Annotated in this window: 11 protein-coding genes; 3 read left to right on the top strand and 8 right to left on the bottom strand. The window is 60.3% G+C overall.

The window, feature by feature from the left end; genetic code table 11:
• Positions 1–167 precede the first annotated feature (167 nt).
• Both EI982_RS00460 and EI982_RS00455 read right to left on the bottom strand, forming a co-directional pair.
• Positions 168–1,229 (bottom strand): enolase-like domain-containing protein, encoded by a 1,062-nt coding sequence (locus tag EI982_RS00460; protein ID WP_089767361.1) that lies wholly within the window; start codon positions 1,227–1,229, stop codon positions 168–170.
• Between the two features lie 113 nt (positions 1,230–1,342).
• Positions 1,343–2,635 carry a hypothetical protein gene (locus tag EI982_RS00455; RefSeq protein ID WP_089767360.1) on the bottom strand — a complete coding sequence of 431 codons (1,293 nt, stop codon included), beginning with the start codon at positions 2,633–2,635 and terminating at the stop codon, positions 1,343–1,345.
• 468 nt (positions 2,636–3,103) lie between these two features.
• Here EI982_RS00455 and EI982_RS00450 point away from each other — a divergent pair, with 468 nt between their 5' ends.
• Positions 3,104–3,490 (top strand): DUF7475 family protein, encoded by a 387-nt coding sequence (locus EI982_RS00450; protein WP_089767471.1) that lies wholly within the window; start codon positions 3,104–3,106, stop codon positions 3,488–3,490.
• Positions 3,491–3,566: 76 nt separating this feature from the next.
• Here EI982_RS00450 and EI982_RS00445 read toward each other — a convergent pair whose 3' ends face one another.
• The gene (locus EI982_RS00445; RefSeq protein WP_058984753.1) at positions 3,567–4,022 is read right to left on the bottom strand and encodes a ferritin-like domain-containing protein; all 456 of its coding nucleotides are present in this window, start codon (positions 4,020–4,022) and stop codon (positions 3,567–3,569) included.
• Between the two features lie 343 nt (positions 4,023–4,365).
• Positions 4,366–7,677: an efflux RND transporter permease subunit gene (locus EI982_RS00440; RefSeq protein ID WP_217635363.1), complete on the bottom strand. Its 3,312-nt coding sequence runs from the start codon at positions 7,675–7,677 to the stop codon at positions 4,366–4,368.
• A gap of 245 nt (positions 7,678–7,922) precedes the next feature.
• On the opposite strand from EI982_RS00440, the gene EI982_RS00435 reads away from it, so the two are divergent.
• Positions 7,923–8,594 (top strand): helix-turn-helix domain-containing protein, encoded by a 672-nt coding sequence (locus EI982_RS00435; RefSeq protein ID WP_199710322.1) that lies wholly within the window; start codon positions 7,923–7,925, stop codon positions 8,592–8,594.
• A gap of 52 nt (positions 8,595–8,646) precedes the next feature.
• Here the strand turns inward: EI982_RS00435 and EI982_RS00430 are convergent, their stop codons facing one another.
• Genes EI982_RS00430 through EI982_RS00420 form a run of 3 tightly spaced genes read right to left on the bottom strand, consistent with a single transcriptional unit; the run spans position 8,647 to position 11,474 of the window.
• Positions 8,647–9,300 (bottom strand): hypothetical protein, encoded by a 654-nt coding sequence (locus EI982_RS00430; RefSeq protein WP_123124703.1) that lies wholly within the window; start codon positions 9,298–9,300, stop codon positions 8,647–8,649.
• A 27-nt stretch (positions 9,301–9,327) separates the two neighbouring features.
• A complete protein-coding gene (locus tag EI982_RS00425) occupies positions 9,328–11,247 on the bottom strand; it encodes a heavy metal translocating P-type ATPase (RefSeq protein ID WP_123124704.1) in 1,920 nt (639 codons plus the stop codon).
• An 11-nt stretch (positions 11,248–11,258) separates the two neighbouring features.
• The gene (locus EI982_RS00420) at positions 11,259–11,474 is read right to left on the bottom strand and encodes a heavy-metal-associated domain-containing protein (protein WP_123124705.1); all 216 of its coding nucleotides are present in this window, start codon (positions 11,472–11,474) and stop codon (positions 11,259–11,261) included.
• Between the two features lie 185 nt (positions 11,475–11,659).
• Here EI982_RS00420 and EI982_RS00415 point away from each other — a divergent pair, with 185 nt between their 5' ends.
• Positions 11,660–12,181, top strand: a complete 522-nt coding sequence (locus EI982_RS00415) for an ArsR/SmtB family transcription factor (RefSeq protein WP_123124706.1) — start codon at positions 11,660–11,662, stop codon at positions 12,179–12,181.
• Positions 12,182–12,240: 59 nt separating this feature from the next.
• On the opposite strand, the gene EI982_RS18585 is transcribed toward EI982_RS00415, so the two are convergent.
• Positions 12,241–12,390, bottom strand: a complete 150-nt coding sequence (locus EI982_RS18585) for a DUF2270 domain-containing protein (protein WP_233255214.1) — start codon at positions 12,388–12,390, stop codon at positions 12,241–12,243.
• Between the last annotated feature and the right edge of the window lie 409 nt (positions 12,391–12,799).

Here is a 12,799-nt window from a genome sequence, read left to right as displayed (position 1 = left end):
GAAACACTGGACAGGACTCGCTCAAGAACTCATCTGACTGGTCAGTACAGAGAACTTACGTACCGTTCGGTTTGCTGGATTACTCGATACAAGAACGCCGTGAAAGATATAGAGTGAGGTAAATGCGCTCTACCGGTACGCGGCTGAACTCTTCGACACGTTGCCCGCTACTCAAATTCGAGTTGCTTCCACTCCATCCCGGTCGGGGCCTCGGGTGGTTCGAGGGGACTTGAGATCAGGTCCGCTCTAATCGTTGGCTTGTTGTACGCCCGCGGCGCGACATCATTTGGTCCATCAGGGTAGAACAGTGATGCGAGCAATTGGATATGCCCGCGTCCGACACAGAGCTCGCACTGCCCGCCGCCGTACATACTGATATCCTGCTCTGCACAGTACTCGATAGTCTCGAGAAGCGACCGGACGGTTCCGAATCGCGAGGGGACGATACGACACCAGCTCGGCTCGAACGGCGCGTCACGGATGTCGGCTGTGCTGCGGACAGACGCACCCAACGAGAGACGATCCGAATTCGCCGCGAGCAGGTCGTGTACATCGTCGGAGACGACAGGATCTGCTACGATGGCATCGGGGAGCGTCTCGAAAACCCGGCGATAGAACTCGGGATTCGGTGCTTGACTGTCGCCGTCTCCGCCGGACTGGCCGTTCAAATCGAGTACGCGGACTGCGTCGGTCTCCGCGAGTCTCGCGAAGGTGTCCGCGGTCCATTCATCCGTCGGCTCAAGCGCGAACTCGCATGTGGGGTTGACTGCGAGTATCCCTTCGACTCGAGTCGTATCCCCATCCGGGACTGGAGTACTGACAACGAATCGAACCGGTGAGCGCTCCCGACCGAAGCGTGACGCCAGTGTCGTGTCGTTTTGTTTGAGGGCCAGGTCGAGTGCGGCACTTTCGAGTGCCCAGCGTCGATACGCCCGCGAGGCCTCGCGCTTGGGTGACTTCGTCGGAAAGAGGTCGACGGCTTCGAGCGATTGTGAGAACTCATCGAACGTATATTCGCCTGCAAAATCGAACGGTAGTGTATCTGGCAACGCTTCGTGGTCGACAGCCTCGTGAGTGATGTCTTCGCCAGCGCCGAATTCATCTTCCGCCAGCAGGACGAACGTTGAAGTGACGCGAGTCGTTTCGCCCACCATCTCTCGACGACGACTGGTCCGGTCCGAACCCGATATTGTCAACGGGAGGTCCGCAATGCAATCGTACAGCGTCATGTTTCAGTCCAGTGGGTACACACAGGGGTCGGATCAGCTCCCATGCTATCATGGTTGGATACCCTCCCGGATGAACGTGACGAGTGGCCGTGGTAGGCCTGCTGTTCCATGTATCAGACCCTCGTATCGGTAGTCGTCTCGGATTCAGTCCGGAGAGCCCAACGCAAGCGGAACGCCTGTGCCAGTTCATAGAGCCACAGGATGACAAGAGCGGTGTATCCGGGACCGAAGAAATACGCCGACCACGACTGATCCTGGTAGAAGAAGCCGACGCCAACCACCAAGATTGCGATGTTCCACACCCAGACCATCCACGTCGAGATCACCGACGGGATGACTCCATCTGGGAGGGGATCAGACGCATCAACGGAGGTACTGCCCCCCAACCCCCCTTCGCTCAGGGCAGGGAGATTCCGAAAGTAGAGCAGCAAGCCGGCGAGTGCGATCGGGAGCGCCCATCCTACGAAGAAGAAGTGGAGTGCGCCGTCTTCGATATACGCCGGATTCACCCACTCGACGCCGAAGAGTACGAACGGTGCGAATCCCGCCGGCCCGAGCATCCAGAACTGGGCTACCAGAACTGACAACGCGATACCCGATCGGGAGTCTGTCGATCGATACGTCTGGACGAGGTTGTACAGGTACAGTGCAAATCCCGTCGCGAAGAGGACCAACCCGGTCGCCGTGACTGTCCGCCCCATCCCGACCCAGGGGCCGGTAATCAGCGGAAAGATGCCGGCGACGAAGAACCACGCCGAGTAGTCCCGTAACCTCTCACTGTAGAGATCGGTACCAAGCAGGCGGGGAAAGAGGTCGTAGAGCGTGCCGATGGCCGCGAGCCCGAGAAAGCCCCACGCGTTAGCGTGGACGTGCGCTTCGCGCAAGCCGAGCCAGCCGCCGGGAACCTGCCAGACGTGGGCAAACAGGCCGTACGCGTACGTGATCCCCCACAGGAACACGAAGACTGACACCAGATACAGTCCAGTCGTCGCGTTCCACGCCAGATCGCTTTGCATAACCATCCGCAACATCACTATCAGCAACCCGGCGACGAGGAGCCAGATCGCGATGAGTCCGCCATCGAACGCCCACGTGTGACCCCATCCACGCCCGTACCACAGCAGGAGAAATCCACCGTTCAATCCGACGAAGTTCAGCCAGTCGTAGTACTTCGAGGGCAGTGGACGCTCGAGTTTTCGAGCCGTAAGCTGGGGGAGCATTCCGAATAGGAGCTGCGTGAAGCCGCCGATCGTCACGAAGTGAATGTGACTCCACGAAACCCAGCCGACCCGCGGGACGAGATTGAACTGCTCGAGGCCGTGATAGACAGCTAATACGAGACCGGCGAGTAGGAACAGCGCACCTGCGAGGTGAAAGGGAGTGAACCGAATCGGGTGGCGTGCCATAGTTACATATACGGAGGCAGGCCCGAAAGGGATTCCTACGGATATCATAGAGTATATCGAATATATTCGTACTTAGTTGGCGTCTCGTGGTCGGATACGCTGAGACAATTCAGAGACTACACTTTTTCAGCGATATCCTTCCCTCAATTCACCTAATAACTATGTCGATGGCCAGTTGTTGTCTTCGGGGTACTGCTTCTGTGGTTGCCCGTACGTCAGGGTCGCGCTCGTTGGATTTCGCTCTTGGCACTCGTCGGACTTCTCATGCACCAGTATCCTCTCGGAGATCTATCTCAATCTACCACCAGTACTGGTTCTGATCGGGGCGGCTTCTATTGTAGTGGCGACGGCGCTGTTCGCACTGGAACTCGTACGGATGGACATCGACCCGCCGATGTCCCTGTAATTTGAGGATGTGGCGAAAATGTTCGAGGTAGAGTATAATTGCTCGCAGTATGTTTAATGCCCATGGGACAAACAGTTAGCAGCTACACCGAGACAGACTCACTTACCACAACCCACTGGCTTGCGATATTGCTCGTCCTGATAACGGGAGTTATCCACGTGTACGCCGGATTTGTCGAAGGACGGATTCCCGTTTCGCTCGCAGGAGTCGGGTTCCTCGGTGCCGCCGTATTGTTCCTCTTAGACTATCGGCGATCTCTTCTCTATATAGTTGGGATCGTCTATACGGCAGTTCAGTTCCCACTCTGGTACGTAGCGAATGCCGGCGAATTCACGACGCTCGGGTATGTGGATAAAATACTCCAAGGGGCGCTCATCGTCGTGCTCACGTACCTCTACTGGAGAGCACGAAAGACTAACAAAATGGATCGTGAAGCAACTGCCGCTTGAGTACTCGGACCGGTTACATTCCCGCCCATTTCGTGTTGGACGATATTGTGCGCGTTACGCTCCCTGACGAGGGAGATCAGTCGTCTTGATACTCCTTTTCGAAGCCCCGGAATTCGGTTCGGTGGGCTTCCTCATCGGCGAGAATTGTCACGGCGAGATCTTCGGTGACCGGATCGTCAGCGTCCTCAGCAGCATCGATGATCGACCGATATGTCTCGATAGCGTCCTCTTCAGCGTCGAGGACACCTCGGATTACCGAAAGCACGTCGGTCGAATCCTCGGGGGGTTGCAGCGAGTCCTGCCGAGCGGTAAACTCTGCCGAGCTGGGCGGTCGGGCATCCAGTTGCTTGAGACGGTTGCCAAGTTGCTGGGCGTGGGTCAGTTCCTCTTGGATGTCTTGCTGGAGGCTCTGCTTGATCTCTTCGGCACGAACTCCGTCCAGAACGATCGCGTTCGTCTGGTAGTTCATCACTGTCTCCATCTCGTCCCCGTAGGCCTTCTGAAGCAGGTCGATGACGCGGTCTGAAGTCATACAAGTTACACTACCATCCAAGCGCCGATATATCCACCGCCGCACCTGTTCGCTCCAACCGTGCTTGAAGAGTACGTAACCACAGATCGCATCCTCTTCGACCAGGTTTCCCCTTTCAGTAGTTGAGTACAGTATGTCGCAGACGGTATTCGAGAGGGAGATTAACGAGTGTCGGGACGCATACCTGCAACCTCAGCTATGTGTTGCTGATTGGGTTGCGGATGAAGAAGGACCACCGCACAGGTAAACGACATTCGGAAGAACAACACGAAAAATCCCTGCCGGCCAAGAGCGTAATCCGCGAGCGACTGGAAACCGTTGACGTCGAGTGATACTACCGGACTCAGTCCCCTTTGAGCCAAGCACGGCGAAGACGTGCGACTTCTTTGGGAGTGATATCGTCACGCTCGATAGCGACCTCGATGTCCGCGGCAGTGACTGCACCACGCTCAAGCACGCGTTGGAAGATATCCTCAACGACAGTGGCCGTCTCGTCTCCACCGACCGACCATCGGCAGTCACTGCTTTCGACGGTCCCCTCAAACGTGACTACATCGCCATCCGCTGCTTCCGCGGGGAGTTCGACCGTGTACTCGAGGCTCGCGTCGACCACCGAATCAGCGATGTTCCAGTACACTGTGATGGTTCCGTCATCCCGGTCTACGGCAACTGGTTCGGGAGAGAGGTCGATATTGCCGATCTCGCCATCGACTGATTCCCTGAGTATCATCCGATCGCGAACGTTCCGGAGCGAGACAGTCACTGGAACCACCTGGTCGGGGGAGAGGTAGGAGCGGTGAACCGTTCGCGTCACGTCAGCCTTGCCTTCAGCTGTGCTATCGGGTGATTCTGTCGCCGTACCGGTGGTGGATTCCCTCAGTCCGGAATCTCGATTCACCACCCGTGCCCAGACGACGAGCAAGCTCGGGAGGACGAACACGCTGGCGAGGAACGCGAACACGATCGTCAGCGCGGTGATGAGGCCGAACGACTGCAGGAACGGGAGGATCGCGACGAGCAGCACAGCGAACCCGCTGGCGGTCGTCGCCGCACTCGAGAGTAACGCACCGCCGGTCCCGGTGACGGTCTCGTGGAGCGCCGCGGCAACCGTCTCAGCCCCGGCTAGCTCCTGGTTGAATCGCTCGCTAATGTGGAGGCTGTAGTCGACGCCGAGCCCGATCGTGAGCCCGGTGATCATGCCGGTGACGATGTTGAACGGGATGTCCAGCAGCGCCATCGTCCCGAGCACCCACGTCAGGGTGAACGCAACGGGGACGATCGTGACGACGCCGAGTGATGCGCTCCCCTCGGTGAGCCGGTAAGCGACCGCGAGGACGACGACGACCGAGAGCAGCGCGACGACGAGACTCAGGAGCGCCGTCTCCGCGAGTTGGTCGGCCGTGATCTGGTTAACGATCACGTCGCCGGTCGCGATGACGGAAACGCCCTCCCCGTCGGCGTCGTCGGCAACCCACCCCATCTGGTCGTGGACGACGTCGTCGTCGACGCCACTGTCGACGGTCACGACCATCCGGACAGCCCGATACTCGCCGTCCTCCCTGTGGACGACGTCGGCCGCTTCCTCGGGTGCCACCCGATACAGTTCGTCGTAGACGGCAGTCACGTTCTCGTCAGGGACGCCGTCGCCGTCGGTGTCGGCTGCCGCTAGCGTCCGGTTGAACGACGCGTTGTCCGCCGCGACGCGGTCCATCACCGTGATCGGGTCGGTCACCGCGGGCTCTCCGTCGGCGTACGTCTCCGTCGCCGACATGTCGCTCGCGTTCGTGCGTGCGGCGTCGAGCCGGTCGAGTGTCACGGGATCAGTCACGTCGCCCCTGACGAGTATCGTGGCTGTGGTGTCCTGTCTGACGAAGTCACGGTCGAGCGTGTCGATCGCCCTCTCTGCCGTGTACGTCCCGGGCGCGATCGGATCGGGGAGGTCTTTCAACCAGTCGTCGGGATCTTCCGCGAGGAAATCCGACTGCTCGAAGCTCGCGTCGATACCTGTCGCCCCGTACGCACCCGTCGCGCTGACGAGGAGCGCGACGGCGATGACGACGTAGGGGGCCTTCGTCGCGAGCGTCGCCCCCGTACCTAGGACGCGACTGACCGGCCCGCCACCCGTTCCGACAGCTGGTTTCAGGCGGTCGATCCCACGGCGTTCGAGGAGCTCGTCGAGTTCGACTTTCAGCGCCGGAACGAGCAGGCCGAAGACGAGCAGCGTGGCCACGATGCCGATAGCGCTGACGACGCCGAGTTCGCGGAACACCCCGAGCGGGCTCGTAAGGTTCGAGAGGAAGCCGATGACTGTCGTCGTGGTGACGTAGACGAGTGCGACACCGACGCTCCCGAGTGCGACAGCCATCGCGCGACTGGGCGACGTCTCGCTCGACTCGCGAGCCTCCCGATAACGCATCACGACGTGGAGGCCGTAGTCGATAGAGAGGCCGATCAACAGGACGAGGACGACGATGAACGGCTGGCTGAACGCGATGTCGAACCACCCCATCGCACCGAACGTCCACACGAGCACGAGCGCGATCCCCAGGAGACCGAGCAGGATGTCCAGCAGGTCCCGGTAGACGACCACGAGAACGAGCAAGACGAACGCGATCGCCAGTGGACCGACCAGGAGGACGCTGTCGATCATCGAGTCCGTGATCTCCGTCGAGACGACACCGTCACCGTAGACCAGGACGGCCATCGAGTCGTCGTCCGGCGCCAGGTCCGTCATCGTGGCCTGTGCGTCCTCGATCTCCTCGGGTGCGTCACCGGGTGCGAACGATCCGCCTGCGGACTCGTGGGTCACGACGAGCAGAGTCGCGTTCGTCTCCGTCGATCCCGGCTCGTAGTAGTCGGGCATGAAGGCAAGCGCGCGTGCCGACCGGTCCGATTCACTGGAAAGTACGTCCGCGACGAGAGCCTCGACTTCGGAGTCGTTTAGCGACCGGAGTTCCTCGATCTGCGTCTCGAGAGTTGGGTCGAGGCTCTCCAGCTCGTTTCTGTCCTCGGCGAGCGTTGCGTACTCGTCCGCGAGAATCTGTTTCGTGACGTTCCCCGTACTCTCACCGGTCTCGTCTTGCGCGCGTCGCTCCTCGACAGCGTCCGCGAACAGCCGGTAGTCCGCCTCGGTGAGGGTCACCGACGTGTTGGCGTCGACGGCCTCGAACGCGGGGCGAACACTCGCGTTCGGGTTGTTCGCGAGCGAATCGATGGCCTCCGCAAGGCTCGCCTCTGTCCTGGTTAATTCACGTTCGCGGGTCTGGAGCTCGGCGGCCCGGTCTTCCCGGATCGAGGTGGTCGCGACGAGGTTCGCGACGCTTCGCGTGGAGTCGTTCTCGACGAGGGTCTCGTTGACTGTTTCGTTGGTCTCGAGCGCCCGTTCGTATTCGAGAATAGAAACGAGGGTGTCCTTATCGAGGACGTTGTCGTCCCGGACGATGACCTGTGCTGAGGTCGTATCCGTCGACCCGCTCGAGAAGTTCGCGTCGACGTAATCGAGCGCATCGGCTTCGTCGGCGTCGGTCTGGAACTGGTCGAGGGACGTCGATCGGTCGACCATCGGCACTCCGGCGGCGACCACCGCGGACGCGACGACCATGACCGCAATAACGAGCCGAGCATTGTCCGTGATCCACTCGCTCACGTCGACCATTACTGAACATACACCCCCAGTTTCGACGGCGTGGACGAGGTACGATCCACCGTAACCGCCCCGTTGAGCGTGACGCAGGCCAGCGATCTGGCGACAGAAATCTGGACATCGGGAAATTTCGCTCCCGGGCTGCTAGCCACGCGTTCGCGGAGTTCCGACATTACATGTCCGTACACGCCTCGGCTGGTTAGTGATCAGCGCGAGAAATTGAGGCGCACCCTAACATATTCGTATAACTCGGTATAATGAGCGAAATAGTAGGTACGCTACAGACGATGCCACACGCGAAACTTTCCATAGATATCCCCGACCATACCTGGATCGGAGATCTCTCGGCTGCTCATCCGGAGGTGGTGTTTCAAGTCGTCACGAGTATTCCTGGCGAAGGGACCGGTATCGGGCTTGTCAGGCTCAAGACCGCTGACCCACTTCCACTCATTACCGACATTCAATCCCGTGACGACATCGAGGACCTCGAGCTACTCTGGAAGCACGAAGACGAGGCGCTCCTCCAGATAAAGACGGTGAACCCACTTCCACTTCTCCCGGTCCTGCGAGCCGGTGTTCCACTCAGAATGCCCTTCGATATTCAGAACGGTGTCGCTACGTGGGAGGTGACGACATCGACGAGGCGGCTCTCGAGTCTCGGCGATCACCTCGAGGATTTAGGCATCGGCTTCACGATCGAATCTGTTCGCGAAATCGACGCGAGCCAAGCAGACCAGTTGCTCACGGACCGACAGCAAGAGGTGCTTCTGGCTGCTGTCGAAGCAGGCTACTACCGGACACCACGGGAATCGACATTAGGCGAGGTGGCTGCGGCACTCGACATCGCGAACGCGACGTGTAGCGACGTGTTGCACCGAGCGGAGGGCCACATCATCCACTGGTTCGTCGAGGAGCATATGGAAGTGTGATAGCCCGACGGCGAAATCCTGGCCGACTGTCGTACCGTGGTTGACGCCGTGTCTAGACGGGTTCTACAGTGAACAGCGAGTCGTCCGCCAGGACGACTTGGACGCGGCGATGCCATGCGTCAGCGAAGGCCTCCCGTTGCTGGTCACTGGCTGACCCATCGAGGATCCCCTGGAGATTCCCGATTGCCGGTCCCCCGTCAGGGACGTCTCCGACGTGGTACGTTACGGCGACGGTATCGTCCGTATCGGTTCGTCGGAAACGGAACGTCGGGTCCGGCGTCTCCGAGTCGAACGCGTCGAAACGCAGGAGATCACGGCGCCCACCGTAGCCGCCGGCGAGTCCACCGAAGCCGTCGTCTTCGGTCGCACCGGTCACAAACGAGATGATGCGACTCATCACGCCGTACGCGGCATCGTCTCGCGGACCGGCCGCCTGCACCTCGATCTCGCTCCGGACCGGATGCTCGTCGGCGTACAGCGCGTCGAGGCCGAGCTGGACGATCCGGTAAGCGCCCGAGGCTGTCGGGCAGGAGTGTCCCGCCTCTTTCACCGCGTCTCTGTAGGTGATGACGAACGGATCGCCCGGTTCAAGGACGCCGAGAGCTTCCGCGACAGGGTCGCGAATCTCGATCGGGGCAACGTCGTAGTTGACCTGCCAGTTCGTGCTATGCTCGGTTCCGTCGGTCGCAGTCGAATCTGTTGTCATGCGTGTAATGGAGTTCGTGTCCAGTAGTCAGTAGCGAAGCAGTCGCATCCCGTTTAGGATGACTGCGAGGACGCTAGCTTCGTGGACCAGCATCCCAGCGGCGAGGGTGACGTAGCTGGTCAGCACGCCTGCGAGGAGGACGATTACGGTCAGCACCGCGAGCCCGACGTTCTCGAGGACGTTCCAGCGCGTCGCTTTGCTCAGTTTGACCGCGTAGGGGATGCGTTCGAGGTCGTCGGCCATCAGCGCCATGTCGGCGGTCTCGATGGCGGTGTCCGTCCCGGCGGCACCCATCGCGATGCCGACGTCGGCAGTTGCTAACGATGGTGCGTCGTTGATACCGTCGCCGACCATTGCGACGACGTGGCCGTCGGTCTGAAGCTCCTCGATAGTGGACTGCTTATCCTCGGGGAGCAGCTCGGCGCGGTAGTCGTCGATGCCGACCTCCTCGGCGACGGCGGCGGCCGTCCGCTCGTTGTCGCCGGTCAGCATCACCGTCTCGATGCCGGCGTCCTGAAGCGCCGCAACGACGCCAGGAGCGGCCTCCCGGAGTTCGTCCCGCAGCGCGATTGCGCCGATGATGTCCCCATCTCGGATGACGTGGACGACCGTTTCGCCGCGCTCCTCACGCTCGCGGACGTAGTCGGCGATCCGACTGGGGACGTCGATGTCGCGGTCGTCCAGCAGTGCGCGGTTGCCGACGACAACTTCGTGGCCATCGGTATGGGCGATAACGCCCTTACCAGCGACCACGTCGAAATCGTCCGGATCGGAAATCGACTGGAGGCTGGCGTCCGTATTGTCCGCCTGGGCGACCGTCGCCCCACCGTCCGTCGCAGCAGTCGGGCGCTCGCGGGCCGTGTCGACGATGGCGTCGGCGAGGTGGTGTTCGCTCTTCTTCTCGGCGGTCGCCGCGAGCGAGAGGACCTCGTCATCAACAACGCCGAACCCCTCGACGTCGGCGACGGTGCTCTCGCCCTTCGTGAGCGTCCCCGTTTTGTCGAAGGCGACGAGGTCGATCTTGCCAGCGCGTTCGAGGTGTTCGCCGCCCTTCATCAGGACGCCCGAACGGGCGGCGTTGCCGATGGCCGAGACGATGCTGACCGGCGGCCCGATGACTAGCGCGCCCGGACAGCCGATGACCAACAGGGTCAGCGACAGGATCGCGTTCTGCGTGATTGCATACGCGCCAATTGCTAACGCGATGACGGCTGGGGTGTAGTACTTCGCGAACCGGTCGATGAGACTCTCCGTGGGCGACTGGGCCTCTTGGGCCTCCTCGACGCGACGGATGATACGTTCGAGCGTCGTGTCCGAGCCCGCACCCGTCGTCCGGATTTCTAGTGCGCCCTCCTGGTTGACCGTCCCGGCGTAGACCTCGTCGCCGTCAGCCTTGTGGACGGGCGCACTCTCGCCGGTGACCGGCGCCTGGTTGACTGCACTCTCGCCGTCGACGACGTCACCGTCGACCGGAATCTTTCCGCCCGGCTTTACGACGACGACTTCGCCCTCTTCGACCTCACGGGCGGGAATCTCCTGGAGTTCCCCGTCGCGCCGGACGGTCGCCGTGTCGGGCGTCATCTCCAGCAGCTCTTGGAGTGCCGTCCGAGTCTTCCGCATGGTCCGCCCCTCGAGGTAGCTGCCGAGGCTGAACAGGAAGATGACGGCTGCGGCCTCCCAGTACTCTCCGATGACGATGGCACCGATGGCGGCCAGCGTCACCAGCGTCTTGATGCCGAGTGTCCGGTTGGTGACCTCGTGGTAGGCGGTTTTAGCGATGTCGTAGCCGCCGACGATCGCCACGAGGATCAAGATCGCAGCGCTCGCCGTGTCGAAGGCCGAAACGTAGCCGAGCGTCCAGCCGCCGGCGTACAGCAGGCCACTCACCGCGACGATGATGGCCTGCCGGTGTTTGCGATAGTACTGTTTGACTGATTGGGTATCCATGGCTTTTCTCCTCAGGTGGGCTGGGGCGTGTAGCCCTGGTTCTCGATCGTCTGTTCGAACGTGGCGGGATCGGCGACGTTGTCGTCGTACTCAATCTCGACCCGGCCAGTCGCGTAGTGAACTTCAACATTTTCGACGCCGTCCTGATTCGCGAGGGCGCGTTCGACGGTGCTTGCACAGCTCGGACAATCGAAGTCCATCACGCGGAGTTGCGTTGTTTCGCTCATCACAGTTCTACGTAGTGCCCATACCCTCTAAAGTATTTTTTAGATGATATGTTTGAATATGGATACGGAGTGTTTGAACGGACAAACGAGTCATCTAGAGCTATGACAGGCCTCCGAGGTGGGCATCAGGTGGAGTCCGTGCGATGGTCGCCACTACTTAGCCTGTACACGCTCTCGGTCCATATATGAGCACATCTGATGCCGAGCACGAACTCGAGGATATCGCCGTTCGAGATACGGGGGTCTCCGATGCGATCGATGAACCGATGCGAGCGATGATTCTCGATATTCTTGCTGACGAGACGCTGACGGCGAGCGACGTACACGAGCGCCTCGCCGACCGCGGAATCGACCGAACAGAAAACACCGTGCGCCACCACATCAACGAGCTCCGGGACGCGGGCCTCGTCGATGTCGTCCGGTTCGAGGAGGGGCGCGGTGGGACGACGAAATACTACGGGGCGAACACGATCGTCCTCTCGTACTCACTACCAGATTCGGCCGACTCCGCCGTTGAGGAGATGATCGACGCTATCCAGCCCCAGATTACGGATGCCCTCACCACGCTCACGGACGAGTACGACGACGAAATCGAGGACATTGTCACGGATATGCAGCCCTGCGAGCATTGCCGAACCCAGAAGTACGAAACGCACGTTCTTCTGACTGTCTTGCGACGTGCATTCGTTCGTGGTCACCGAGAATGACACTCAAAAACTAACGACGGCTATCACGGGAATCACGGTATAGAGGACGGCAACACCAATCACGAGCACGCCGGGAATCTGGCCGATAGCAGACTCTCTAGCCGGGGGTGCTCAACGAACGCCGTAACGCGAATGACCCACGCTGCGAGGATCACGGCAAACAGCGGAAGGTAAATCCAACGGAGCCGGTGGGCAATCGCTTCCTCCATTGTAATTTTGAACGTCGATCGGTAGTAATAGTCACTCCGGATCAGCGACATCTTGTGAGGGGTCCAGTCCCGGAACAAAGACGTACTCACGTGATTCGTGTCTGCACGGGCACTCGTAGGAGGGAACCATATGCATTGAGACAACCACCCTCAACCACTCTTGCCAGTGGAAGTTGAGACTACGGCGGGTTTAGCGGGGCTGTAATGCGTGGTTTCGGGCGAATTTGTAAGTGGAGGACGCTTAGAATCCCCTCTCAAAGATTTTCTCGTGTCGTACTGCCAACTGGATCGAGGAATTTCCAAGATTCCCGACAGCGTTGCCACTCAGGAATCCGCATTGCCCCGGACAGAGCACCGCTCTATCCGATTCCGGTCTCCTTCTTCAGCAGCGTAAGCGTATTGTCGGCCG

It is taken from the genome of Haloplanus salinarum (genome assembly GCF_009762275.1).
Taxonomy (GTDB): Archaea; Halobacteriota; Halobacteria; order Halobacteriales; family Haloferacaceae; genus Haloplanus; species Haloplanus salinarum.
This window is presented reverse-complemented; position numbering and strand designations above follow the sequence as displayed.

What these genes read in the sequence shown, in the direction of transcription:
- EI982_RS00460 (WP_089767361.1), bottom strand. Translation starts at nt 1,229, where the DNA reads ATGACGCTGTACGATTGCATTGCGGACCTCCCGTTGACAATATCGGGT.
- EI982_RS00420 (WP_123124705.1), bottom strand. Translation starts at nt 11,474, where the DNA reads ATGAGCGAAACAACGCAACTCCGCGTGATGGACTTCGATTGTCCGAGC.
- EI982_RS18585 (WP_233255214.1), bottom strand. Translation starts at nt 12,390, where the DNA reads ATGGAGGAAGCGATTGCCCACCGGCTCCGTTGGATTTACCTTCCGCTG.
- EI982_RS00415 (WP_123124706.1), top strand. Translation starts at nt 11,660, where the DNA reads ATGAGCACATCTGATGCCGAGCACGAACTCGAGGATATCGCCGTTCGA.
- EI982_RS00440 (WP_217635363.1), bottom strand. Translation starts at nt 7,677, where the DNA reads ATGGTCGACGTGAGCGAGTGGATCACGGACAATGCTCGGCTCGTTATT.
- EI982_RS00455 (WP_089767360.1), bottom strand. Translation starts at nt 2,635, where the DNA reads ATGGCACGCCACCCGATTCGGTTCACTCCCTTTCACCTCGCAGGTGCG.
- EI982_RS00425 (WP_123124704.1), bottom strand. Translation starts at nt 11,247, where the DNA reads ATGGATACCCAATCAGTCAAACAGTACTATCGCAAACACCGGCAGGCC.
- EI982_RS00435 (WP_199710322.1), top strand. Translation starts at nt 7,923, where the DNA reads ATGAGCGAAATAGTAGGTACGCTACAGACGATGCCACACGCGAAACTT.
- EI982_RS00430 (WP_123124703.1), bottom strand. Translation starts at nt 9,300, where the DNA reads ATGACAACAGATTCGACTGCGACCGACGGAACCGAGCATAGCACGAAC.
- EI982_RS00445 (WP_058984753.1), bottom strand. Translation starts at nt 4,022, where the DNA reads ATGACTTCAGACCGCGTCATCGACCTGCTTCAGAAGGCCTACGGGGAC.
- EI982_RS00450 (WP_089767471.1), top strand. Translation starts at nt 3,104, where the DNA reads ATGGGACAAACAGTTAGCAGCTACACCGAGACAGACTCACTTACCACA.